The following is a 21,998-nucleotide window of genomic DNA, read 5'->3' as shown; positions in this document are numbered from 1 at the left end:
CCGGCGATCCGACGCCATCGAGCGGAAGGCATCGCGAAGCAGAAGCGTCGTCATGGCCGGGCTTGTCCCGGCCATCCACGCCCGGTGACCGGGCACAGCCTTCCGAGCGTTGCGCCGACGGCACGGCGTGGATGCCCGGGACAAGGCCGGGCATGACTGCGGCTCAAGGGAGTACGGCCTTGCCCCAAGACACCCGCCTCCTCGCCGTCGAAAACCTCGGCAAGAGCTTCACCCTGCACCTGCAGGGCGGCCTCAGCCTGCCTGTGGTCTCCGCCGTCTCCTTCGCCGTCCATGCCGGGGAGTGCGTGGCGCTGGGCGGGCCGTCGGGGGCGGGGAAAAGCTCCATCCTCAAGATGGTCTATGGCAATTACCGGGTGGATCAGGGCTCCGTGCAGGTGGCCGATGCCGGCGCGCTGGTGGAGGTGGCAGGCGCCGACCCGCGCCTGATGCTGCGGCTGCGGCGCGCGCGCATCGGCTATGTCAGCCAGTTCCTGCGCGTGATCCCGCGCGTGTCGGCCCTCGACGTGGTGGCAGCGCCCTTGCGCGCGGAAGGCATGGACGCGGAAACCGCCAAGGCACGCGCTGGTGCGCTGCTGGCCCGGCTCAACCTGCCGGAGCGGCTGTGGGGCCTGCCGCCCGCCACCTTCTCCGGCGGTGAGCAGCAGCGGGTGAACGTGGCGCGCGGCTTCATCGGCACCCAGCCCCTGCTGCTGCTGGACGAGCCCACCGCATCGCTGGACGCCGCCAACCGGGCGGTGGTGATCGACCTCATCCATGAAAAGAAGGCGGCCGGCTGCGGCCTGCTCGGCATCTTCCACGATGCCGAGACCCGCGACGCCGTCGCCGACCGGGTGGTGGATGTCACCCGCTTTTCCGCCTGACGCAGGATTGAAGACATGACCGAACAGGTGTTCGCCAATGCCCGCCTCGTCCTCGCCGACGAGATTGTCACCGGCCACCTCACGGTGCGCGACGGCCGCATCCATGCCATCGGCACCGGCGCGGCGCCCCAATGCGCGCAGGACCTGGAGGGCGATTTTCTTCTTCCCGGCCTCGTGGAACTGCACACCGACCATGTGGAAGGCCACCTTGCGCCCCGCCCCAAGGTGCGCTGGAACCCGCTCGCCGCCGTGCTCGCCCATGATGCGCAGATCGCCGCCTCCGGCATCACCACCGTGTTCGACAGCCTGCGGGTGTGGCCGGACAAGAAGGCGGTGGGCATGGACGGCGACGCGCCGACCCTCATCCGCGCCCTGAAGGAGGCCCGCGCCGCCGGCGTGCTGCGGGCCGATCACCTCATCCACCTGCGCTGCGAGGTGCCGACCGACACCGTGGTGGAGGATGCCGCCGCCATCCTTGAAACCACCGACGTGCACCTGATCTCGCTCATGGACCACACGCCGGGCCAGAGGCAGTTTGCGAGCGTGGACCAGTTCCGCTCCTATTACATGAAGAAGAGCGGAATCACGGCCGAGGAGATGGATGTGATCGTGGCCACGCGGCTCGATTTCCACGAGCGCTTCGCGCGGGAGAACCGCGCCGGGCTGGTGGCGCTGGCCCATGCCCACGGCTGCGTGGTGGCAAGCCACGACGACGGCACCCCCGAGCATGTGGCGGAGGCCATCGGCGACGGCGTGGCGGTGGCCGAATTCCCCACCACGGAAGAGGCGGCCAGGCTCTCCCATGACGCCGGCATCCGCGTGCTCATGGGCGCGCCCAACCTGGTGCGCGGCGGCTCCCACACCGGCAATGTCTCCGCCGAGGCGCTGGCCCGCGCCGGGCTGCTCGACATCCTGTCGTCGGACTATGTGCCCTCCTCTCTCCTGTGGTCCGCCTTCGACCTCAACCGCCGGGCGCCCTCCATCGACCTGCCGCGGGCGGTGCGCATGGTGACGAAGACCCCGGCCGAGGTGGCGGGCCTCACCGACCGGGGCGAGATCGCCCAGGGCCGGCGCGCCGACCTGGTGCGGGTGACGCTGGCCGGCGACATGCCGGTGGTCCGGGCCGTTTATCGCGCGGGGCAAAGGGTGGCATGAACACGCGGGAGACCGGCGCAGGGGCGACCCTCGACCACAGGCCAGCCAACACGCGGCCGGACGCTCTGCTGGGCCCCGGAACGCTGCTGCTGGTGGTGGGCCCCTCGGGCGCCGGCAAGGACACGCTGATCGACATCGCCCGCGCCCGCTTCGCCGACAACGCCCGCGTGCTGTTCGCCCGCAGGCTCGTCACCCGCCCCGCCGGCGCCGGGGAGGCCCACGGCACCCTGAGCGAGGCGGAGTTCGAGGCGCTCAGGGGCGAAGGGCAGTTCCCGCTGTTCTGGCGGGCGCACGGGCTCTGCTATGCGCTGGGTCCCGAGGTGGCGCAGGCCATTGCAGAGGGCGGCGTGGTGGTGGCCAACGGCTCGCGCGCCACCTTGCCGGAAGCGCGGGCGCGCTTTCAACGGGTGCGCGTGGTGGAGGTGACCGCGCCGGTGGCGGTGCGCGCCGGGCGCCTCGCCGCCCGTGGCCGCGAGGACGCCGCCGATATCGAGGAGCGCCTGTCGCGCGCGCCGGAGGTGGACGTGGCCCCCGACCTCGTCATCGACAATGTGGGCACCCCCGCCGATGGCGGGCAAAGGCTCGGCGCCTTCATCGCGGCGGAGCTGGCAGCGGGGTGAGTAGCCGCTTGGAAATTTAAGGAAGGCATCACGGCAATCATGCCGTCATGGCCGGGCTCGTCCCGGAAGTCGGCTGTTGCCGACTTCCGCCCTGAAGAACGGAACCTGCAAACATGCGGGTTCCGGCCATCCACGCCCTGCGGCCGGGAGCAACACGCAGGAACAGCGCGGCAGAAACAGCGCGCAAACGGCACCGCGTGCATACCCGGCACAAGGCAGGGCACGACGCGGAGATCTCGGCACGGCCGGTCAGGGCCTTCAAACACACTCTGAAACGAACGGCAGCGGGCCTGGGCGCGGCATCTATTGCCGGTAATGCTGGATGCGCGTGGTGCGCAAGCCGGGCAGGCCGTGGCGGTCGATGGAGGCCTGCCACGACAAAAATTCATCCACGGTGAGGGTGTAGCGCTTGCACGCTTCCTCAAGGGACAGGAGCCCGCCGCGCACCGCGGCCACCACCTCCGCCTTGCGGCGGATGACCCAGCGTCGCGTATCCGGCGGCGGCAGGTCGGCGATGGTCAACGGTCCCCCATCCGGGCCGATCACATATTTCACCCTCGGCCGATAGGCATCGGTCATCGCTACGCACCTGCTACACATCAAGACGCAAGACAAGATTGCAGGCGGCGATGAAAACTTTGCTAAAGGCTCAGAAAAACAGGATATTTACTTGTCTTAACAGCGCGTGAACAAGATATTCCCGAAACGTAAAGACCCCGATGTTTTTGCAGAATGCAAATCCGGTAAGATTTCGAGAAGGAACAGGCACCCCCGCTCAGAATGCCGACTGGGAGGTGCCGCTGCCCTTTTACCGGCGTAGCCGTAGAAGGTGCCGGGGGCGGACAGGGCAGCCTACGCGTGGATAGGGTTCAGGCCCGGTCGCTGCAGGATCGCCGGTATCGGCATGGACCCGTTACGTCACGCATGAGAGACAGGTAGCGCAGCAGCGCGGGTTCGGCTATATAATTTGAATTCAAATTATTTGAACACTCATAACTCCCATGCCCGATCCTTTCCCCACCCCCGACCCCATCTCCCCCCGCGAGCGCTTCGGCATGCTGTTCGTCATGGTGGCGCGCCACTGGCGCAGCGCGCTGGATGCCAGCCTTGCCTGCCGGGGCCTCTCGGACGCCAGCTGGAGCCCCCTCCTCCACATCGGCCGTTCCGGCGGCGGCCTGTCGCAGAAGGAACTGGCGGCACGGGTGGGCATCGACGGGTCGAGCCTCGTGCGCCTGCTCGACATCCTCGCCGCCAAGGGGCTGATCGAGCGCCGGCAGGACCCGGCCGACCGGCGGGCCAACCTGCTGTTCCTGACCCCGGCTGGCCGCGAGGCCATGGCCGACATCCAGCGCCTCCTGAACACCATCGAGGCGCGGATGCTGGCGGATTTCGACGATGCCGAGATGGCGGCCATGACAACGGCCCTGGAGCGGATCGACACCCGCATCCGGGCGCTGCGCCACGGCGGAGAAAAGCCGTGAGCGCCCCCGCCACCCTGGAGCGGCTTGGCTTCGACCCGCTCCGCCTGAACTTCACCCTGCGCACCGCGCTCGCGGCCTGCTGCGCGCTCCTGGTCGCGTGGCTGGTGGGCCTCGAGCATCCGCAATGGTCGGCCATGACCGTGTGGGCCGCCGCCCAGCCGGTGCGGGGCCAATTGGTGGAGAAGAGCTTCTTCCGCGCGCTGGGCACCATCATCGGCTCGGTGGCGGGGATCGGCCTCCTGTTTGCCGCGCACGGGCAGCAATGGGCCATCGTCCTCGGCCTTGCCGTGTGGATCGGCCTGTGCGCTGGGGCCGGCAATCTTCTGCGGGGCTTTGCCTCCTACGGCGCCATGCTGGCCGGCTATTCGGCGGCCATGGTGACCCTGCTTCACAGCACGCTCGCCGCCGGCCCCTTCGTGGTGGGCATCGACCGCATGCTCACGGTGCTGCTCGGCGTCGGCGTGGCGCTCGCCATGGGCTGGATGTTCACCGCGCCGGCGGATCCGGACGATCCCGCGCGGCGGGTGCGTCGGCTGACGCGGCGCATCCTCGACGACCTCGCCTCGCATCTGGCGGGAACGCTGCCTCCGGGCCGGGGCGAACACCAGACCTTGCTCTCCGAAATGGCCGCCATTGAGGACGCACTGGACGGCCATGCCGCCGGATCGCTGCGCTCGCGCGCGACCATCCGGGCCATCCGCCGTCTGCTGACGGCGCAGGTGGCGCTGCTGTTGTGGATGCGGCGCCCGCCGCGCCCGGCCTGCGACGCGGCGCTGGTCGCGGCCGTGCGGCAGGCCACCACAGCTTTTGCCGCCGATCGGCCGCAGGATGCCGAAGCCCACCTGCGCGACGCCGCCGGGCGAACAGGCTCCGACCGCATGCTCCACGACGCGCTCCAAGGGCTCGCCGAGGCCGAGGCCACGCAGCTGAACGGGGCAGATGGCGCGCGCACCGGGGCGCACGATGGCGTGGTCCTGCACCGCGACCTCATCGGCGCGCGGGAAGCCTTGATCCGCGCCACGGTCACCCTGCTTGCGGTGGGCGCGGCGTGGCTGGCGACGGGATGGGAAGCCGGCGCCTTCATGCTGCTCGGCGCCGCCATCATGACCAGCATCTTCTCCACCGCCGACAACCCGGCGCAGACCCTGAAGCAGGTGATGATGGGCCAGATGCTGGGCGCGGCCGGTGCACTGGCCTGCCGCTGGCTGGTGTGGCCCCACGCGGACAGCGCCTTCGGCCTGGTGCTGGCCATGATGCCCTTCATCCTGCTGGGGGCGTTCATCCAGGCCCACCGGCGGACGGCGGGGCCTATCGGCTTCGACTATTCCATGGTGGTGCTGCTGATGCTCCAGCCGGCATGGCCGCTCGCCGGCACCCTCGCCCATTCCCTCATGCTGGCCGGCGCCGTCGTGCTTGGGCCAGCGGTGGGGCTGATGGCCTTCCTGCTGATCTTTCCCGTGGATGGGCGCCGCCGGCAGCAAACGCTGGTGACCATGATGGTCCACGATCTCCAGTCCATGGCAGCGCATCCCGGCGCCGCCCGGCAGCGGGCCGTGTGGCGGGCGCAGCTTTATCACCGGGTGCTGCGGCTGGCGCGCTGGGCCGACAAGACCGGCGGCAGCCGGGAGCAGGCCATGGAGGGCGGCTTTGCCGTGCTGCTTCTGGGCTCCGCCATCCTCCACATGGACGAGGCCCTGAACCAGTCCGATCCGGCGCCGGGAACCGCCCGGCGGCTCAACGCGGCGCTGGCCCGGCTGCGCCATGTGGGCAGCGATCCCGAGCGCGCGGCGCGGGCCCTGGGCGTCGCCGCCACGCGCCTCGCCGCCGATGGAACCGGCGACGGAGACCTGCTGCGCGAAGCCGCAGCCGAGCTTTCGCAGCGCGCCGCCTTTATCCGGTTGCCCGGACGCGCGGTGTCCACCGCGCGATAGCGGGGCGCCCTTCTACTTCGCGGCGCCGCCGGCCGCCTTCAGGGCCTGGGTGAGCACTGCGCGATCGCCGATGTGGTTGGCGAGCAGCAGGATGAGCTTGCAGTTCATCAGCTGCGCCTCCTCGTCGCTGAGCAGGCGCTGGCTCTCGATCAGCTCCTCGTAGAAGCCGTCCGGGTCGGGGATGTTGGGAGTGCGGATCAAGAGGTCGTGCCGCGGCGCGTCCGTGGGCAGGGTGTGAAGCATGGCGTCTCCTCCTTCAAAGCGTTTTCGAGCGAAGTGAGTACCGGTTCTCAGAAAGAAAACGCGTCAAAACGAGAGTCTGGAGCGATTTCCGTGAGCCGGAGCGAATGGAAAACGCTCTAGGCGGCGATGGCGCGCTTGATGGCGCTCTGGATCTTGTCGGGGTCGAAGCTGCGCCAGCGGGCCGCCACATGCTGGTCCGGACGGATGAGATAGGTGGTGCCATCGGCGCCGTCGTAGCGCTCGGCGAGGCGGCCCTTGGCGTCCGCGGCATCGATGCCGATGCGAAGCACCGGGGCCGCGATGCCCCCCGCCCGCACCTCGCCCTGCGGCGCATCGCCGAAGGTGACCACGGTGAAGCCGTCGCCCAAAAGGCCGAGGAACCAGCCGTCCTTGCCATCCACCCGCACCGGCGCATCGGCGCAGGTGGTGCCGGGCTTCATGAGGCCGGCGAAGGCGTCCTCGTCCGGGGTGTTGAGGGGCGAGGCGAGATAGGGCGTGGGGGTGGAGAGCCGCCCGGAATTCACCAGCGGCCGGGCGAAGGGGTGGTCCTGCGCCAGCTCCAGCACGGCATTGCGGAAGCGCCGGCTCATGGCGCTCTTGGGGGTGATGAAATCCGTGGAGCGGGTGGAATTGGCGATGTTGTCGTCGGCCGCCAGCGCCCGCTCGTCATGATAGGTGTCGAGGAGACTCTCCGGCGCCGCGCCATCCAGCACCAGCTTGAGCTTCCAGCCCAGATTGTCCACGTCCTGCACGCCGGAATTGGCGCCGCGCGCGCCGAATGGCGAGACCTGGTGGGCGGCATCGCCGGCGAAGATCACCCGGCCGTGGCGGAAGCGGTCGATGCGCCGGCAGGCGAACTGGTAGACCGAGGCCCATTCCAGCTCGAACTGCGCATCCGGCCCCAGCATGGCCTTCACCCGCGGGATGATGTTCTCCGGCTTCTTCTCCTCGGTGGGGTCGGCGTCCCAGCCGAGCTGGAAGTCGATGCGCCACACATCATCCGCCTGCCGGTGCAGCAGCACCGACTGGTTGCGATGGAAGGGGGGATCGAACCAGAACCAGCGCTCGGTGGGAAACTGCGCCTTCATCACCACGTCGGCGATGAGGAAGCGGTCCTGAAAGGCCTGTCCGGTGAATTCGGCGCCCACCATCTTGCGGGTGTCCGAATTGGCGCCGTCGCAGGCCACCACCCATTGCGCCTCCAGGGTGAACACCCCGTCCGGCGTCTCCACCACGAGGGTGGCGAAATCCTCATGCTGCTGGAGGGACAGTAGCTTGTGCTTCCAGCGCAGGTCCACCAGAGGCTGGCGGGCGCATTCCTCCACCATGAACTCCTCCAGATAATATTGCTGAAGGTTGATCATGGCCGGCATCTTGTGGTCCGGCTCGGGGAGAAGATCAAACTGGTAGCGCAGGTCATCTTCAAAGAAGACCTTGCCGATGCGCCAGCTGATGCCCCGCTCTACCATGCGCTCGCCGCAACCCAGGCGATCCCAGATCTCCAGCGGCCGCTTGGCGTAGCACACGGCGCGCGAGCCCATCGACACGGTGTCGTTGTCGTCCAGCACCACGGTGGGAATGCCGCGCGCGGCAAAGTCGAGGGCGGCAGTGAGGCCCACCGGGCCGGCGCCGATCACCACCACCGGATGGCGCACGAGGCGGCCGGCTTCCTGCTCCGGCGAGATGCGATAGGGATACTTTGGATAAGTATAGGTGCTCATCATCGGAGCGTTTCTCCCGAAGCGCGGCGGGCCATTCGGCCTCGTGACGATTGGTGATGGTGCGCCCGGCGGCGTCCGGGCGCGAGGGGGCCTGCCCTCAGCTTGCGGAGAATTCCTTCTCGTGCAGCCAGGCGGCGTGGCGCGGGGGCTTCTTCGTCACCGCCCATTCCTCGATCATGGCGGGGGCCACCGCCTTCAGGCGGGCCAGCGTCTCAGGCGTGGTGGTCCAGGCGGCAAGCTCCAGCCGGTGACCCGACGGATCGAAGAAGTAGATGGACTTGAAGATGTCGTGGTCGGTGGGACCGACGACATCCACCCCCGCCGCCTCGGCCTTGGCCTTCACGGTCTCCAGCGCGGCCACGTCGCCCACCTGGAAGGCGATGTGCTGCACCCATTCGGGGGTGTTGGGATCGCGGCCCTGGGGCGGGGAATTGGGCAGCTCGAAGAAGGCGAGGATGTTGCCTGCGCCCGCATCGAGGAAGATGTGCATATAGGGGTCCGGCGCCTTGGTGGAGGGCACCTTGTCCTCGGCGATGGCGCCGACCAGCTCCATGTCGAGAATGTCGCGGTAGAACTCGACGGTCTCTTTGGCGTCCCTGCAGCGGTAGGCGACGTGATGGATCTTCTCGACGAGCATGGCGTCCTCCGGCTTTTGATTGGGCTGTGTGGGCCGGGATTTAAAGTAACTGTTGTTACTAATTGGCGCAAGCGAAATTCGTTGCGAGTGAGACGATTTTAAATCTATCGGGGCAAAACCAGAAAAGGTGCAGGCCGTTGGAACCTGCCGGCTCAGCGGTGTATATGTAACCTGCGTTATCAATTGCAGGCGGAAAAGCGGGACAGACATGGCGAAGCACGAGGTGATCGCATTCGCGCTCGCGGATTTTTTCCCCTACCGCCTCGCGGTGCTGGCAGAGCACGTCTCGCAGGCGGTGGCGCAGCTTTATGGCGACCGCTTCCAGATCACCCGGGCCGAATGGCGCGTGCTGGCGGCGCTGGGCGCCAACAACGGCATGGCGGCAAAGGACATCGGCGCCTATTCCACCCTCGACAAGATGCAGGTGAGCCGCGCCGTGGCGCGCCTGGAGGAAGCCGGCCTCATCACCCGTGCCACCGACGACGCCGACCGCCGGGCAAAGATCCTCACTTTGACCGGCTCCGGCCGCGCCCTGTTCCAGAAGATCGTGCCACTGGCGCAAGCGCGGGAAGACTACCTGCTGGAAGACCTCGACCCCAAGGAGCGCGCGGTGCTGGACAAGGCCATGGCCAAGGTGCTGGCGCGCGCCCAGGGCCTCATCGAGCGCGGGTGAACCCGTGCCGCTTCAAGGCTTTCAATCCCCGCACTGCACCAGGTCGAAGCTTTTTTCCAGCTTGTCCATCAGGTGATCGAGCTGGGCGCGCTCCTCGGCGCTGAGGCAGGAGAGGATGGCCTCCTCGCGCTTCAGCAGCAGCGGCACCAGCTCGGCATAGACCGCCCGCCCCTTGGGGGTGAGCTCCAGCATCACCTCGCGGCGATCGTCCGTCGCCTCCGCCCGCGCCACGTAGCCGAGGGTCACCAGCGAGCCCACCGCCCGGCTGATACGGGATTTGTGGGTGCGGGTGCAGCGGACCACGTATTGGGCGCTGCGGGGCGCGTCGTGAAGGCCCAGCGTCGCCAGCACCCGCCATTCGGGAATGTCGATGCCGAAGCGGGCCATGTATTCCATGGCGAGCGCATTGGAGAATTCCGCCGCCAGCCGGTTGAGCCGGAACGGCATGAATTTCAACAGGTTCAGTCGCTCGACCTTCCGCTTCGACATGGCTCAAGGGGCGTACGCCCTCTCCTCTTCGCCGCCCGTGAACGGCGGCCTTGACTGTTGCAGTCGCAACTGTATAACTTGGTCTCAATCGCAACCAATTGCGATATATCAAACTGTCGAAGAACAAGGAAGCGCGCATCGGACGACCGGCGGCCATCGACGCCGGAAGCCGGCACTCCTGCGCCGCGCACCAACGGAGGAAACCCGCGTGAGCACCGCGACCGCACCCGCCGCCAAGAAATTCGCAAGCCAGGCCGATCTCGCCGAGAAGAAGGAAACCTTCACCGAGCTTGCGGACGGCGTCTTCGCCCTCACAGCGGAAGGCGATCCCAATTCCGGCGTCATCATCGGCGACGACAGCGTGCTGGTCGTCGACGCCCGCGCCACTCCGGTCATGGCGCGCGAGCTGGTGGAGCGCATCCGCGCCGTCACCGACAAGCCCATCCGCCACGTGCTGCTCACCCATTATCACGCGGTGCGGGTGCTGGGCGCGGCGGGCTTCGACGAGCGCGTCAACGTCATCGCCTCCGACGTCACCCGCGACATGATCGTGGAGCGCGGCGCGCAGGACATGGCCTCCGAGATCCAGCGCTTCCCGCGCCTGTTCCGGGCGCAGGAGACCATTCCCGGCCTCACCTGGCCCAGCCTCACCTTCCACGGCGAGATGACGCTCTGGCTCGGCTCCCGCGAAGTCCGCATCATCCATGCCGGGCGCGGGCACACCCGCGGCGACACCATCGCCTGGCTGCCGAAGGAGAAGGTGCTGTTCGCCGGCGACCTGGTGGAGTATGGCGCCACGCCCTATTGCGGCGATGCCCATTTCCGCGACTGGCCCGCGACCCTCGACCGGCTGGAGGCGCTGGGCGCGGAAAAGCTGGTGCCGGGCCGCGGCGAGGCGCTCACCACCCCCGGCCAGATCAAGGCCGGGCTGGACGAGACCCGCGCCTTCCTGCGCGACGCCTTCGCCATCGCCGATGCGGGCGTGAAGGCGGGGCATGACCTGAAGACGGTCTATGCCGAGGCGCTGCGGCAGATGCGGCCCAAGTATGGGCATTGGGTCATCTTCGACCATTGCATGCCGTTCGATATCTCCCGCGCCTATGACGAGGCCAAGGGCATCGACACCCCGCGCATCTGGACCGCCGAGCGCGACATCGAGATGTGGCACGCTTTGGAAGGCTGAAGTCCGGGCCGCTGGTGCAAGGCCAAGCTCACCGACAAAAAGGCCGCCGACGCCAATCGGCGGCCCGCACACAGGAACACTCCACAAGACTGAACCAGCGCGCCGCGCAGGAACGACGGCGCGCGCCCACTGGAGGACCATGATGCATCGCCTGACTGCCCCGCGCACCCCACGCGCAGCGCTGCCCGCCTTCGCCCCTTCCCTCGCGCTCGCGCTCACCCTCACAGCTGCCACGGCTCTGCTGCCCGCGCCTGCGCACGCCCAGATCACCGACAATGTGGTGCGCATCGGCGTGCTCGGCGACATGGGCGGGCAGTTCGCCGACATCGGCGGCAAGGGCTCAGTGGTGGCGGCGCAGCTCGCCGTGGACGATTTCGGCGGCAAGGTCGCCGGCGCGCCGGTGGAGGTGATCGCCGGCGATCACCAGAACAAGCCGGACGTGGGCGGCGCCACCCTGCGCAAATGGTTCGATGAGGGCGGCGTGGATGCGGTGGCCGACCTGCCGGTCAGCTCGGTGGCCCTCGCCGCGCAGGAGATCGCGCGGGAGAAGAAGAAGACCCTGCTCATCTCCGGAGCCGCCGTGTCGGACCTCACCGGCAAGGCCTGCTCGCCTTATTCCACCCACTGGGCGGACGACACCTATGCGCTGGCCAACGCCACCGGCCGCGCGGTGACGGCGGGCGGCGGCAAGAGCTGGTTCTTCCTCACCGTGGACTATTCCTTCGGCCATGCCATGGAGCGCGATGCCTCGGCGGCGGTGGTGGCCACCGGCGGCAAGGTGGTGGGCAATGCGCGCCATCCGCTGGGGGCGGCGGACCTGTCCTCCTTCCTGCTGCAGGCCCAGTCCTCCAAGGCGCAGGTGATCGGCCTTGCCAATGTGGGCGGCGACACCAGCAATGCGGTGAAGCAGGCGGCGGAATTTGGCATCACCTCCGGAGGGCAGAAGCTGGCGGGCTTCCTCGTCTTCCTCACGGATGTGCACGCCATCGGCCTGCCGCTGGCCAAGGGGCTCATGGTCTCCACCGGCTTCTACTGGGACCAGAATGCCGAGGCGCGGGCCTTCGCCAAGCGCTTCGAGGCCAAGATGGGCCGCATGCCCACCAAGCAGCAGGCCTCGGTCTATGCCTCGGTGAAGCACTATCTGAAGGCGGTCGCCGCCGCCGGCACCGATGATGCCGCCAAGGTGAATGCCGAGATGCGCAGCCTGCCGGTGGACTATTTCGGCCACGCCGCCTCCATCCGCCCCGACGGCCGCGTGCTCTACGACCTCACCCTCTATGAGGTGAAGAGCCCGGCCGAGAGCAAGGGGCCGTGGGACTATTACAAGCCGGTCACCACCCTGCCCGCCGCCGAGGTGTTCCGCCCCGCCGGCGAGACCGGATGCCCGCTGGGCAAGTCCTGATCGACAAGTCCTGATCGGCAAATCCTCAAATCCCGGCACGGACGAAGAGGAAAACACAGCGCCGGAGCATGCTCCGGCGCTTTTTCATGCCCGGCCTTCGCACGCCCCTGCGCTCACGATCCAACGACGCATGGACAGGGTCGCAATAAGCGGGTATATGCACATACATGACATCACCCTGCTATTGCACCTTGTTGCGCACCGCCACCCGGAAGGTCGCTGCGGCCTATGACGCGGCGCTGGCGCCGGTGGGCATCAACATCGCGCAATATGCGCTGCTGCGGATGATCCAGAACCGCCAACAGGTGAGCCTCACCGAACTTGGCCGCGTCGCCGATCTCGACCGCTCCACCATCGGCCGAAACGTCAAGGTGCTGGAGCGCGATGGCCTGGTGAAGACCGCGCGCGGCGAGGACCAGCGCGAAGCCGTGGTCAGCCTCGCTCCGGGCGGGATCGAGGCACTGGCGGCGGCAACGCCCCTGTGGGAAGCCTGCCAGCGCCAGATCGAGAAGCGCCTGGGCGCCGACAAGATCGAAGCCCTGCGCGCCATCGCGAATGCCGTGTGATTTTTGCGGACGAAAACGGGCATATACCCGTAGATTGGATATCGGATGAACGCCCCCACTGATTTCCCCACGCGCCAGCCACGGCTCGCTGCCTTCCTCGCCCGCAGGGGTATCCATTATGGCTGGGCGGTGGCCGCGGTGACATTCCTCACCATGCTGGTGACCGCGGGGGCGGTGGGAGCGCCGGGCGTGCTCATCGGGCCGCTGCAGGCGGAATTCGGCTGGGCCACCGCCGACATCTCCTCCGCCTTCGCGGTGCGGCTCATGCTGTTCGGCCTCCTCGGCCCGTTCGCCGCCGCCTTCATGAACCGCTTCGGCATCCGCCCGGTGGCGACCGTGGCGCTGACGCTGATCGCCGCCGGCGTGCTCGGCTCCTTCACCATGACCAGGCTCTGGCACCTCGTGCTGCTGTGGGGCGTGGTGGTGGGGATCGGCACCGGCCTCACCGCCATGGTGCTGGGGGCGACCGTGGCGACGCGGTGGTTCGCCCAGCGTCGCGGCCTCGTCCTCGGACTGCTGACGGCGAGCACGGCCACCGGCCAGCTGGTGTTCCTGCCGCTGCTCGCCCGGCTCACCGAGGTGCTGGGCTGGCGCAGCGCCCTCGGCCTGGTGCTGGCCATGCTGCTGGTGGCGGTGGTGTGCGTGCTGCTCTTCATGCGCGACCGGCCGTCCGACGTGGGCCTCCTGCCCTATGGCGCCAGCGTGCCGCCTCCGGCACCGGTGCTGCCCACGACGTTCGGCGCCATGCTGGCCTCGCCGCTGGTGGCGCTGAGGGATGCGGCGCGCACGCCCACCTTCTGGGTGCTGTTTGCCACCTTCTTCATCTGCGGCGCCTCCACTAACGGGCTGGTGCAGACCCATTTCGTGTCCCTGTGCGGCGACTACGGCATGGCGGCGGTGACGGCGGCAGGCATGCTGGCGATGATCGGCATCTTCGATTTCATCGGCACGGTGGGCTCGGGCTGGCTGTCCGACCGCTTCGACAGCCGCTGGCTGCTGTTCTGGTATTACGGGCTGCGCGGCCTGTCCCTGCTCTACCTGCCCTTCACCGATTTCAGCTTTTATGGACTGTCCCTGTTCGCGGTCTTCTACGGCCTCGACTGGGTGGCGACGGTGCCGCCCACGGTGAAGCTCACCGCCGACCGCTTCGGCGAGCGCGCCAACCTGGTGTTCGGCTGGATCTTCGCCGGCCACCAGCTCGGCGCGGCCGCGGCGGCCTATGGCGCCGGCTTCAGCCGCACCTTCTACCAGACCTATCTGCCCGCTTTCTTCGTGGCCGGCGTGCTCTGCATCTTCGCGGCGGGAGCCGTCGTCGCGGTGCGCGAGCGGCGCCCGGCGCCGAATGCTGCGTGAGTGGCCGCGCGGCCGCTCAGTTGAGGCCGGCTCCACGCATGGCCTCGGCGGCGCGGCGGATGACCTGGGGCGGCTGCCCGAAGGTGCGCACGAAGGCCCGCCGCATGCGCTCGCGATCGGCAAAGCCGGTCTCGCGGGCCACCTCGTCCATGGAGCGGTGGCCCTCCTCCATCAGCATGCGCGCGGTCTCCAGCCGCAGGTGCTCCACCGCCTTGGCCGGCGACTGGCCGGTCTCCTCGCGAAACAGGCGGCTGAACTGGCGCGGGCTGAGGTTGGCGGTCTCGGCCAGTTCCTCCACCGAGAGTGGATGGGTGAGGTGCTCCTTGGCATAGACCAGCGCGCGGCGGATGCGGTCGGATTTCGGCTCCAGCTCCAGCAAAGTGGAGAACTGGGACTGGCCACCGGGCCTTCGCAGATAGACTACCATGTTGCGCGCGGTAGTCTTCGCGACCTCCTGCCCGAAATCGTCCTCCACCAGCGCGAGGGCAAGGTCGATGCCCGCGCTCATGCCCGCGGAGGTCCACACATTGCCGTCGGCGCTGAAGATGCGGTCGGCCTCCACCCGCACGCGCGGATAGAGCGACTGCAAGTGGCGCGCATGGGCCCAGTGGGTGGTGGCCCGGCGGCCGTCGAGCAGCCCGGCTTCTGCCAGCACATAGGCCCCGGTGCAGATGCCCGCCACCCGCCGGGAGGCGGTGCCGGCGCTGCGTAGATAATCCAGCAGCGCGGGCGCGGAGGGCTTCACCACCAGCGAGCCGATGGTGATGGTGGTGTCATGGATCTGCGCCCCGAACGGCGCCGTCTCGATGGCGAAGCCGAGGGAATTGCGCACCGGCCCGCCGTGCTCGGAGAGCACATGCACCTCATACGCCGGCGGCCCGATGACGCCATTCGCCATCTCGAACACCGAGAGCGCGGCAAGGCCCATGATCTGGAAGCCGTCGAACACCACGAAACCGATACCCGGCATCTCGACCTCATCGGTGTTGGGGAGAAAGCTGCCGCCGGCCCATCCGGCGGCAGATCAGGGATCAGGCCGCCGCCGTCGCAGTATAGCGCGGGGCGACCTTGGCGCTGGAGAGGTGGGGCAGCATGGCCTGGCGGGCCGCCTCATAGGCGTCCCACTGCGCCCCATCCTGCAGCGAGGGGATGGTGACGAACTCGCCCTTGTCGAGGCCGGCCAGCGCCGCGTCCACCAGATCCGCCGCCGACATCACCCAGGTCTGCGGCAGCTGGTCGACGGGCAGGCCGGCGGCATCCCAGAAGGCGGTGGCAGTGGCCCCCGGCAGCACCACCTGCACGCCGACGCCGGTTCCGGCGAGTTCCTTGCGCAGCGACTGGCTGAAGCCGAGCACGAAGGCCTTGGTGCCCCCATAGACCCCATTCAGGATTTCCGGCCCGATGGCGACGATGGACGAAATGTTGATGAGGGTACCGGCCCCGCGCGCCACGAAGCGCGGCACCACCGCATAGGTCAGGCGCATGACGGCGGTGACGTTGATGGCCACCATCTCCTCCATGCGGTCCACATCGGACTGGAGCAGCGTCCCGGCCCCGCCGAAGCCGGCATTGTTGACGAGGACGGTGATGGCGTCGTCGTCCCGCAGCAGGGCCTCCACCTGGCGCAGCTGGGCGGCATCGGTCAAGTCGGCGTTGAAGACGCGGACGGAAACGCCATGGCGCTGCCCGATCCGCTCGGCCTGCTGCGCCAGCCGCTCGGCGTTGCGGGCGACGAGGATCACGTCGTGACCGCGCGCGGCGAGCCGCTCCGCATAGACGGCGCCGATGCCGGACGAGGCGCCGGTGATGACGGCAGTTCCCTTGGTGCTCATGGGCTTGTCCCCTCTATCCGGCCCCCGGGCCGGCTCTGATGGGAGAACCATAGGTCTGGCGGCCAATGTCTCAAATGTCAAAGACACCACGATTTAGGACATGACAAAGGCATGGCAGAGCCTGCACCCCGCAAGCCACCTTCCACACTCCACACTCCACACTTGCCCCCACGGCTCCCCCCGCACCCCGCCCCCTGCGACAGTTTGGCCCTCGGGTCCGGCTCCGGGCCGGGCCGACTGGACAATTTGTCCATCCGCGCCCGGCCGGGCAACGCCAAGTCCTTGACGGATCAGGCCCCCGCCCGCTGGCCCTGCCCTTGCTAGGCGGGCGTGCCGCGCGTCGGCCAAAGGCCGCGCGCCAAACAAGAAAAGCTGGAGGAAACATGTCCGTCACCGCGTTCGCGCCACCCCCGTTCCTGAGCCGGGAGCGCACCATCGCCTCGGCCGGCTTCAATCGCTGGCTGGTGCCGCCGGCGGCCCTCGCCATCCATCTGTGCATCGGCATGGCCTACGGCTTCAGCGTGTTCTGGCTGCCGCTGTCCCGCGCCGTGGGCGTCAGCGCGCCGGTCGCCTGCCCCGCCGACATGAGCGCGGTGGCCACCCTGTTCGCCACCTCCTGCGACTGGCAGATCTCGGCACTGGGCTGGATGTACACCCTGTTCTTCGTGCTGCTCGGCTCCTCCGCCGCCATCTGGGGCGGCTGGCTGGAGACGGCGGGGCCGCGCAAGGCCGGGCTTGTCTCCGCCTTCTGCTGGTGCGGCGGCCTCGTGATTTCGGCGGCGGGGGTCTACCTGCACCAGATCTGGATGCTGTGGCTCGGCTCCGGCGTCATCGGCGGCATCGGGCTGGGCCTCGGCTACATCTCGCCGGTCTCCACCCTCATCAAGTGGTTTCCGGACCGGCGCGGCATGGCCACCGGCATGGCCATCATGGGCTTCGGCGGCGGCGCAATGATCGGCGCGCCGCTCGCCAACATGCTGATGCAGCATTTCGCCAGCCCCACCTCGGTGGGGGTGTGGCAGACCTTCCTGGTGATGGCGGCCGTCTATTTCGTGTTCATGGTGGGCGGCGCGCTGAGCTACCGGGTGCCACGCGAGGGTTGGGCGCCCAAGGGCTGGACACCGCCGGTCGCCGCCGCCAACGCCATGGTCACCCACCGCCACGTGCACCTGAACGTGGCCTGGCGCACCCCGCAATTCTGGCTGCTGTGGGCGGTACTGTGCCTCAACGTGTCGGCGGGCATCGGCGTCATCGGCATGGCCTCGCCCATGCTGCAGGAAGTGTTCGGCGGGCGGCTCATCGGCCTCGACCTCACCTTCTCCCAGCTCGATGCCGGGCAGAAGGCGCAGATCGCCGCCATCGCGGCGGGCTTCACCGGCCTGCTCAGCCTGTGCAACATCGGCGGGCGGTTCCTGTGGGCCTCCTTCTCCGACACGCTCGGGCGGAAGATGACCTACGCCATCTTCTTCGTGCTGGGCTTCAGCCTCTATGCGCTGGTGCCCACCACCGCGCACATGGGCTCGGTGGTGTTGTTCGTGGGCGCGTTCTGCATCATCCTGTCGTTCTACGGCGGCGGCTTTGCCACCATCCCGGCGTATCTCGCCGACATCTTCGGCACCCACATGGTGGGCGCCATCCACGGCCGCCTGCTCACCGCCTGGGCCACCGCCGGCGTGCTCGGCCCAGTGCTGGTGAACTACCTGCGCGAATACCAGATCGCCTCCGGCATCCCGCGCGAGGCCGCCTACGACCAGACCATGTACATCCTCGCCGGCCTGCTGGTGCTGGGCCTCGTGTGCAATCTCCTGGTCCGGCCCGTGGCCGAGCACCTCTACATGAAGGACGAGGACCTCAAGAAGATGAGCAAGGCCGCCCTCGCCAAGGAGGACGCTCACGCCGACTTCGAGGACTTCGAGGAAGAGGCGAAGGATGGCGGCGTCGCCGTCCTGGCGCGCGGCTCGACCCCCGTGGCCTCCGGCTCCACCCCGCTGCCGCTGGTGGTCGCAGCGTGGCTGGTGGTGGGCGTGCCCCTCGCCTGGGGCGTCTGGATCACCCTGCAGAAGGCGGTGATCCTGTTTCACTGAGCCTCGCCCTTTCCGGCGCGCCCCTGCCCTTGGCAAAGGGCGCGCCGGACCTATCCCCATTTGCCCGATCCCGCGATTTGCGCGATGGATGGGGCGATGACCGGCGATCGCGCGCTCCACAAGACGCGGCGGCGACATCGGGGAGGAAAGGCGGGACGGATGGCGCGCCAGCGGCGGGCCACACGACGCGTCTTTCGCGAAAGGCCCTCAGCAGGCGCCGGATCGGGTGCCGGCGGGGGTCTCAGAAGGACGATCGAGACCTGATGGCCACCACCGCCGATGCCCCGCAGGAGGCGCCTCACGCCGCCAGCGACATCGCCTTCAGCCCGCATCTTTCCGGCGCCTCCATCCTGGTGGTGGACGACGAGCCCGGCATGCGGAACTTCCTCGTGCGCATGCTCGCCTCGCGCTGCCGGCACGTGGCGGAGGCGGCGGACGTGGCGGCGGCCTCGAAGCTGCTGGAGGCGACGCCTTTCGATCTCATCATCCTCGACAACATCATGGCCGGGCGCACCGGCCTTGAGTGGCTGGAGGAGCTGCGCGGCTCGGGCTTCCATCGCGACGTGATCCTCATCACCGCCTTCGCGGACCTCGAAACCGCCATCAAGGCCCTGCGGGCCGGTGCGGCGGACTTCGTGCTGAAGCCGTTCCGCTCCAACCAGATCCTCAACGCCATCGCCCGCTGCCTCGACCGGGGCCGGCTGATGCGCGAGAATTTCGTGCTGCGCCGCGAACTGAAGGCCCTTCCCGGCGTCGGCGCCGTGGTGGGCGCCTCCAATGCCACCCGCTCGGTGCGGGGCATGATCGAGCGCGTCGGCCCCATGCCCACCACCGTGCTGGTCACCGGCGAATCCGGCACCGGCAAGGAGGTCACCGCCCGCTCGCTGCACGATGTCTCGCCCCGCGCCGGCAAGCCGTTCGTGCCGGTGAACTGTGCCGCCATCGCCCCCGAGATCATCGAAAGCGAGCTGTTCGGCCACCTGAAGGGCGCCTTCACCGGCGCCGCCTCCTCCCGCGAGGGGCTGTTCTTCTATGCCCAGGGCGGCACGCTGTTCCTCGACGAGGTGGGCGAGCTGCCCCCCGCCATGCAATCGAAGCTCTTGCGCGTCATCGAGGACAAGAAGGTGCGGCCGGTGGGCGCGGAGCGGGAGATCCCGGTGGACGTGCGCCTCATCGCCGCCACCAATTGCGACCTCGCCACGGCGGTGGCGCAGGGCCGCTTCCGGCAGGATCTCTATTACCGGCTCAATGTGGTCAACATCCACCTCGCCCCCCTGCGCGCGCGGGCGGCGGATGTCGAGCCGCTGGCCCACCTGTTCATGGCCGAGCTGTCGGCCCAACTGGGCGTGCCGCCCCTCGACCTGACGGCGGGGGTGCTGCGCGCCCTCACCCGCTACGACTGGCCCGGAAACGTGCGCGAGCTGCGCAACGTCATCGAGCGCTCGCTCATCCTCGGCGAATTCCCCAGCGACGTGGTGCCGGACGCCGACGAGGAACCGGCGGCGGCGGACGTGGACGCCCTGCCGCAGGCCCTCGGCGCGGTGGAGAAGGCCCACATGCTCAAGGTGCTGGGCGAGGCCGGCGGCAACCGGGCGGAGGCGGCGCGGCGCCTCGGCGTCTCGCGCAAGACCCTCGACCGCAAGCTGAAGGCCTGGAATGCCTGAACCGGCGGCGCAGGCCGCGCCGAGGCATTTGTTCTCCCGCCTGCGCTCGGTGCGGGCGCGGCTGCTGGCCATCGCGCTGTTGCCGACGCTGATCATCATGCCGGCGGTGCTGGCGCTGGTGGTGACATGGTGGACCCGCCAGTTCGACCACCTGCTCATTTCCAAGGTGGCGGGCGACCTCACCATCGCCCGGCAATATCTCGACCGCCTCATGGAGCGTTCCGACGAGACCCTGCACGCGCTCGGGGAGTCCGTCGCCTTCGCGCGGGTGGCGGAGGCCGGCGATGGCGCCGCCATGGCCGATTTCCTCGATGCCCGCCGCCGCGCCATGGGGCTCGATTTCCTTTACCTGCTGGATCCGCAGGGCCGCCGCATCGCCGCGTCCCCGCCCTCGGTGCAGGATGGCCCGCAGGCGCACCTGTGGCTGGTGGAGCGCCGCGCGCTCGAAGGCCGGGCCTCCACCGAAATCGACATCTTCGGCCCGGAGCAGCTTGCCCGTCTCTCCCCCGAGCTGGCGGCGCGCGCCCACATCGCCCTCGTGCCCACTCCCGGCGCCGTGCCCACCGCCCGCGATGCCGAAGACCGTGGCATGGTGGTGCAGTCCGGCACCCCGGTGCAGCTTGCGGACGGCACGCGGAAGGGCGCGCTGGTGGGTGGCATCCTGCTCAACCAGAACCTGGATTTCATCGACACCATCAATGACCTGGTCTACCGCCCCGGCAGCCTGCCCGAGGGCTCGGCCGGCACCGCCACCCTGTTCGTGGAGGACGTGCGCGTCTCCACCAATGTGCGCCTGTTCGAGGGCCGCCGGGCGCTGGGCACCCGCGTCTCCAAGGAGGTGCGCGAGGCGGTGCTGGGTGAGGGCCGGGTGTGGCTCGACCGCGCCTTCGTGGTCAACGACTGGTACATCTCCGCCTACGAGCCGGTGATGGACAGCAAAGGCCAGCGCATCGGCATGCTCTATGTGGGCTTCCTGGAGGCGCCGTTCCTGGCGCTGAAGCGGGCGAGCCTCGCGGCGGTGGGCATCGGCTTCCTGCTGGTGGCGCTCATCGCCAGTCCGGTGCTCCTGCGCTGGGCGGCGGGTATCTTCCGGCCGCTGGAGGCCATGAATGCCACCATCGCCCAGGTGGAGGCCGGCACGCTCTCCGCCCGCACCGGGGTCGCCGCCACCTCCGACGAGATCGGCCGCGTCGCCCACCATCTCGACGGCATGCTGGACCTGCTTCAGCAGCGTGACGCCGAGCTCAGGCGCTGGGCGCAGGAGCTCGACGGCCGCGTCGCCGCCCGCACGGCGGAGCTGAAGGCCGCCAATGCGGAGCTCGCCGCCACCCAGCGCCAGCTGGTGATGTCGGAGAAGCTGGCGGCCATCGGCGAGATCACCGCCGGGGTGGCCCACGAGATCAACAATCCGGTGGCGGTCATCCAGGGCAACCTCGATGTGGCGCGCGACGTGCTGGGGCCGGCGGCGGCGCCGGTGCGCACCGAGTTCAACCTCATCGACCAGCAGGTCCACCGCATCACCATCATCGTCTCGAAGCTGCTGCAGTTCGCCCGGCCGGCGGAATTCGCCGGGCACCTGGAGCCGGTGGCGCCGTCCGAGGTGATCGGCGATGCGCTGGTGCTGGTGCAATACCTGCTCGGGCGCGGCGAGATCGCGGTGGTGCGGGACGAGAGCGCGACGCGCCTCGTCCTCATGAACCGGGTGGAGCTACAGCAGGTGCTCATCAACCTGATGGTCAACGCTGCCCACGCCATGCCCCAGGGCGGGACCCTCACCTTGCGCACCCGCGACACCGCGCACAACGGCCGCGCCGGGGTCTCCATCGAGGTGGCCGACACCGGCCCCGGCATTGCGCCCGAGCATGTTGCGCGGGTGTTCGATCCCTTCTTCACCACCAAGCCGCAGGGCGGCGACAAGGCCGGCACCGGCCTCGGCCTCTCCATCAGCTTCACTTTGGTGGACCGGGCCGGCGGCACCATGAGCCTTGCGAGCCCGCCGGGAGGCGGCGCCACCTTCGTCCTCTGGCTGCCGCAGGCGGATGCCACCGCCGCGTGGGACGGCTGACGGGCGGCGTCCGCGCCG

General features: G+C 68.9%; 20 protein-coding genes. 13 read left to right on the top strand and 7 right to left on the bottom strand.

The window, feature by feature from the left end:
* Positions 1 to 152: 152 nt before the first annotated feature.
* The 3 genes from phnL to phnN are packed head-to-tail and all read left to right on the top strand — an operon-like array spanning position 153 to position 2,656.
* Complete coding sequence (gene phnL / locus V5F66_RS01835; RefSeq protein WP_012113331.1) at positions 153 to 881, top strand: phosphonate C-P lyase system protein PhnL; 729 nt, start codon at positions 153 to 155, stop codon at positions 879 to 881.
* Between the two features lie 15 nt (positions 882 to 896).
* Positions 897 to 2,036: an alpha-D-ribose 1-methylphosphonate 5-triphosphate diphosphatase gene (locus V5F66_RS01830; protein WP_394093088.1), complete on the top strand. Its 1,140-nt coding sequence runs from the start codon at positions 897 to 899 to the stop codon at positions 2,034 to 2,036.
* A complete protein-coding gene (phnN, locus tag V5F66_RS01825) occupies positions 2,033 to 2,656 on the top strand; it encodes a phosphonate metabolism protein/1,5-bisphosphokinase (PRPP-forming) PhnN (RefSeq protein WP_394006519.1) in 624 nt (207 codons plus the stop codon). Before V5F66_RS01830 ends, phnN begins: the two co-directional genes overlap by 4 nt.
* Positions 2,657 to 2,959: 303 nt before the next feature.
* On the opposite strand, the gene sciP is transcribed toward phnN, so the two are convergent.
* Positions 2,960 to 3,235 (bottom strand): CtrA inhibitor SciP, encoded by a 276-nt coding sequence (gene sciP / locus V5F66_RS01820; protein WP_012113328.1) that lies wholly within the window; start codon positions 3,233 to 3,235, stop codon positions 2,960 to 2,962.
* 422 nt (positions 3,236 to 3,657) lie between these two features.
* On the opposite strand from sciP, the gene V5F66_RS01815 reads away from it, so the two are divergent.
* A complete protein-coding gene (locus tag V5F66_RS01815; RefSeq protein WP_394093087.1) occupies positions 3,658 to 4,137 on the top strand; it encodes a MarR family winged helix-turn-helix transcriptional regulator in 480 nt (159 codons plus the stop codon).
* Positions 4,134 to 6,068 carry an FUSC family protein gene (locus tag V5F66_RS01810; RefSeq protein ID WP_394093086.1) on the top strand — a complete coding sequence of 645 codons (1,935 nt, stop codon included), beginning with the start codon at positions 4,134 to 4,136 and terminating at the stop codon, positions 6,066 to 6,068. The genes V5F66_RS01815 and V5F66_RS01810 overlap by 4 nt, the downstream gene beginning before the upstream one ends.
* Positions 6,069 to 6,080: 12 nt before the next feature.
* Here V5F66_RS01810 and V5F66_RS01805 read toward each other — a convergent pair whose 3' ends face one another.
* The 3 genes from V5F66_RS01805 to V5F66_RS01795 all read right to left on the bottom strand — a co-directional run bounded on the left by V5F66_RS01805 (position 6,081) and on the right by V5F66_RS01795 (position 8,669).
* Positions 6,081 to 6,311, bottom strand: coding sequence for a DUF2783 domain-containing protein (locus V5F66_RS01805; protein WP_012113325.1), 231 nt, complete (start codon positions 6,309 to 6,311; stop codon positions 6,081 to 6,083).
* Between the two features lie 116 nt (positions 6,312 to 6,427).
* On the bottom strand, positions 6,428 to 8,032 hold the full coding sequence (locus tag V5F66_RS01800; RefSeq protein WP_394093085.1) for an FAD-dependent oxidoreductase: 1,605 nt from the start codon (positions 8,030 to 8,032) through the stop codon (positions 6,428 to 6,430).
* Positions 8,033 to 8,129: 97 nt separating this feature from the next.
* Positions 8,130 to 8,669: a VOC family protein gene (locus tag V5F66_RS01795; RefSeq protein ID WP_012113323.1), complete on the bottom strand. Its 540-nt coding sequence runs from the start codon at positions 8,667 to 8,669 to the stop codon at positions 8,130 to 8,132.
* 208 nt (positions 8,670 to 8,877) lie between these two features.
* Between V5F66_RS01795 and V5F66_RS01790 the strand changes: the two genes are divergently transcribed.
* Positions 8,878 to 9,342 (top strand): MarR family winged helix-turn-helix transcriptional regulator, encoded by a 465-nt coding sequence (locus V5F66_RS01790; RefSeq protein WP_012113322.1) that lies wholly within the window; start codon positions 8,878 to 8,880, stop codon positions 9,340 to 9,342.
* A gap of 21 nt (positions 9,343 to 9,363) precedes the next feature.
* On the opposite strand, the gene V5F66_RS01785 is transcribed toward V5F66_RS01790, so the two are convergent.
* A complete protein-coding gene (locus tag V5F66_RS01785) occupies positions 9,364 to 9,831 on the bottom strand; it encodes a MarR family winged helix-turn-helix transcriptional regulator (protein ID WP_394000646.1) in 468 nt (155 codons plus the stop codon).
* Between the two features lie 208 nt (positions 9,832 to 10,039).
* On the opposite strand from V5F66_RS01785, the gene V5F66_RS01780 reads away from it, so the two are divergent.
* The 4 genes from V5F66_RS01780 (at position 10,040) to V5F66_RS01765 (ending at position 14,335) form a co-directional block, all read left to right on the top strand.
* The gene (locus V5F66_RS01780) at positions 10,040 to 11,014 is read left to right on the top strand and encodes an MBL fold metallo-hydrolase (RefSeq protein WP_394093084.1); all 975 of its coding nucleotides are present in this window, start codon (positions 10,040 to 10,042) and stop codon (positions 11,012 to 11,014) included.
* A gap of 142 nt (positions 11,015 to 11,156) precedes the next feature.
* A complete protein-coding gene (locus V5F66_RS01775; protein ID WP_394093083.1) occupies positions 11,157 to 12,416 on the top strand; it encodes an ABC transporter substrate-binding protein in 1,260 nt (419 codons plus the stop codon).
* A gap of 167 nt (positions 12,417 to 12,583) precedes the next feature.
* On the top strand, positions 12,584 to 12,982 hold the full coding sequence (locus V5F66_RS01770; protein WP_012113317.1) for a MarR family winged helix-turn-helix transcriptional regulator: 399 nt from the start codon (positions 12,584 to 12,586) through the stop codon (positions 12,980 to 12,982).
* Positions 12,983 to 13,027: 45 nt separating this feature from the next.
* Positions 13,028 to 14,335: an MFS transporter gene (locus V5F66_RS01765; protein WP_394093082.1), complete on the top strand. Its 1,308-nt coding sequence runs from the start codon at positions 13,028 to 13,030 to the stop codon at positions 14,333 to 14,335.
* A gap of 16 nt (positions 14,336 to 14,351) precedes the next feature.
* Here the strand turns inward: V5F66_RS01765 and V5F66_RS01760 are convergent, their stop codons facing one another.
* A complete protein-coding gene (locus tag V5F66_RS01760) occupies positions 14,352 to 15,305 on the bottom strand; it encodes a GlxA family transcriptional regulator (RefSeq protein WP_394093081.1) in 954 nt (317 codons plus the stop codon).
* A gap of 61 nt (positions 15,306 to 15,366) precedes the next feature.
* Positions 15,367 to 16,167, bottom strand: coding sequence for an SDR family NAD(P)-dependent oxidoreductase (locus tag V5F66_RS01755; RefSeq protein ID WP_394093080.1), 801 nt, complete (start codon positions 16,165 to 16,167; stop codon positions 15,367 to 15,369).
* A gap of 383 nt (positions 16,168 to 16,550) precedes the next feature.
* Between V5F66_RS01755 and V5F66_RS01750 the strand changes: the two genes are divergently transcribed.
* The 3 genes from V5F66_RS01750 (at position 16,551) to V5F66_RS01740 (ending at position 21,980) form a co-directional block, all read left to right on the top strand.
* The gene (locus V5F66_RS01750) at positions 16,551 to 18,251 is read left to right on the top strand and encodes an OFA family MFS transporter (RefSeq protein WP_394093079.1); all 1,701 of its coding nucleotides are present in this window, start codon (positions 16,551 to 16,553) and stop codon (positions 18,249 to 18,251) included.
* Positions 18,252 to 18,514: 263 nt separating this feature from the next.
* Positions 18,515 to 19,915, top strand: a complete 1,401-nt coding sequence (locus V5F66_RS01745) for a sigma-54-dependent transcriptional regulator (protein ID WP_394093078.1) — start codon at positions 18,515 to 18,517, stop codon at positions 19,913 to 19,915.
* Positions 19,908 to 21,980 carry a sensor histidine kinase gene (locus tag V5F66_RS01740; protein WP_394093077.1) on the top strand — a complete coding sequence of 691 codons (2,073 nt, stop codon included), beginning with the start codon at positions 19,908 to 19,910 and terminating at the stop codon, positions 21,978 to 21,980. Before V5F66_RS01745 ends, V5F66_RS01740 begins: the two co-directional genes overlap by 8 nt.
* Positions 21,981 to 21,998 lie beyond the last annotated feature (18 nt).

The organism is Xanthobacter versatilis, assembly GCF_043193975.1.
Classification (GTDB): Bacteria; Pseudomonadota; Alphaproteobacteria; order Rhizobiales; family Xanthobacteraceae; genus Xanthobacter; species Xanthobacter autotrophicus_E.
Note: the sequence above shows the minus strand (reverse complement) of the source record. Positions and strands in the feature narration are given on the sequence as shown.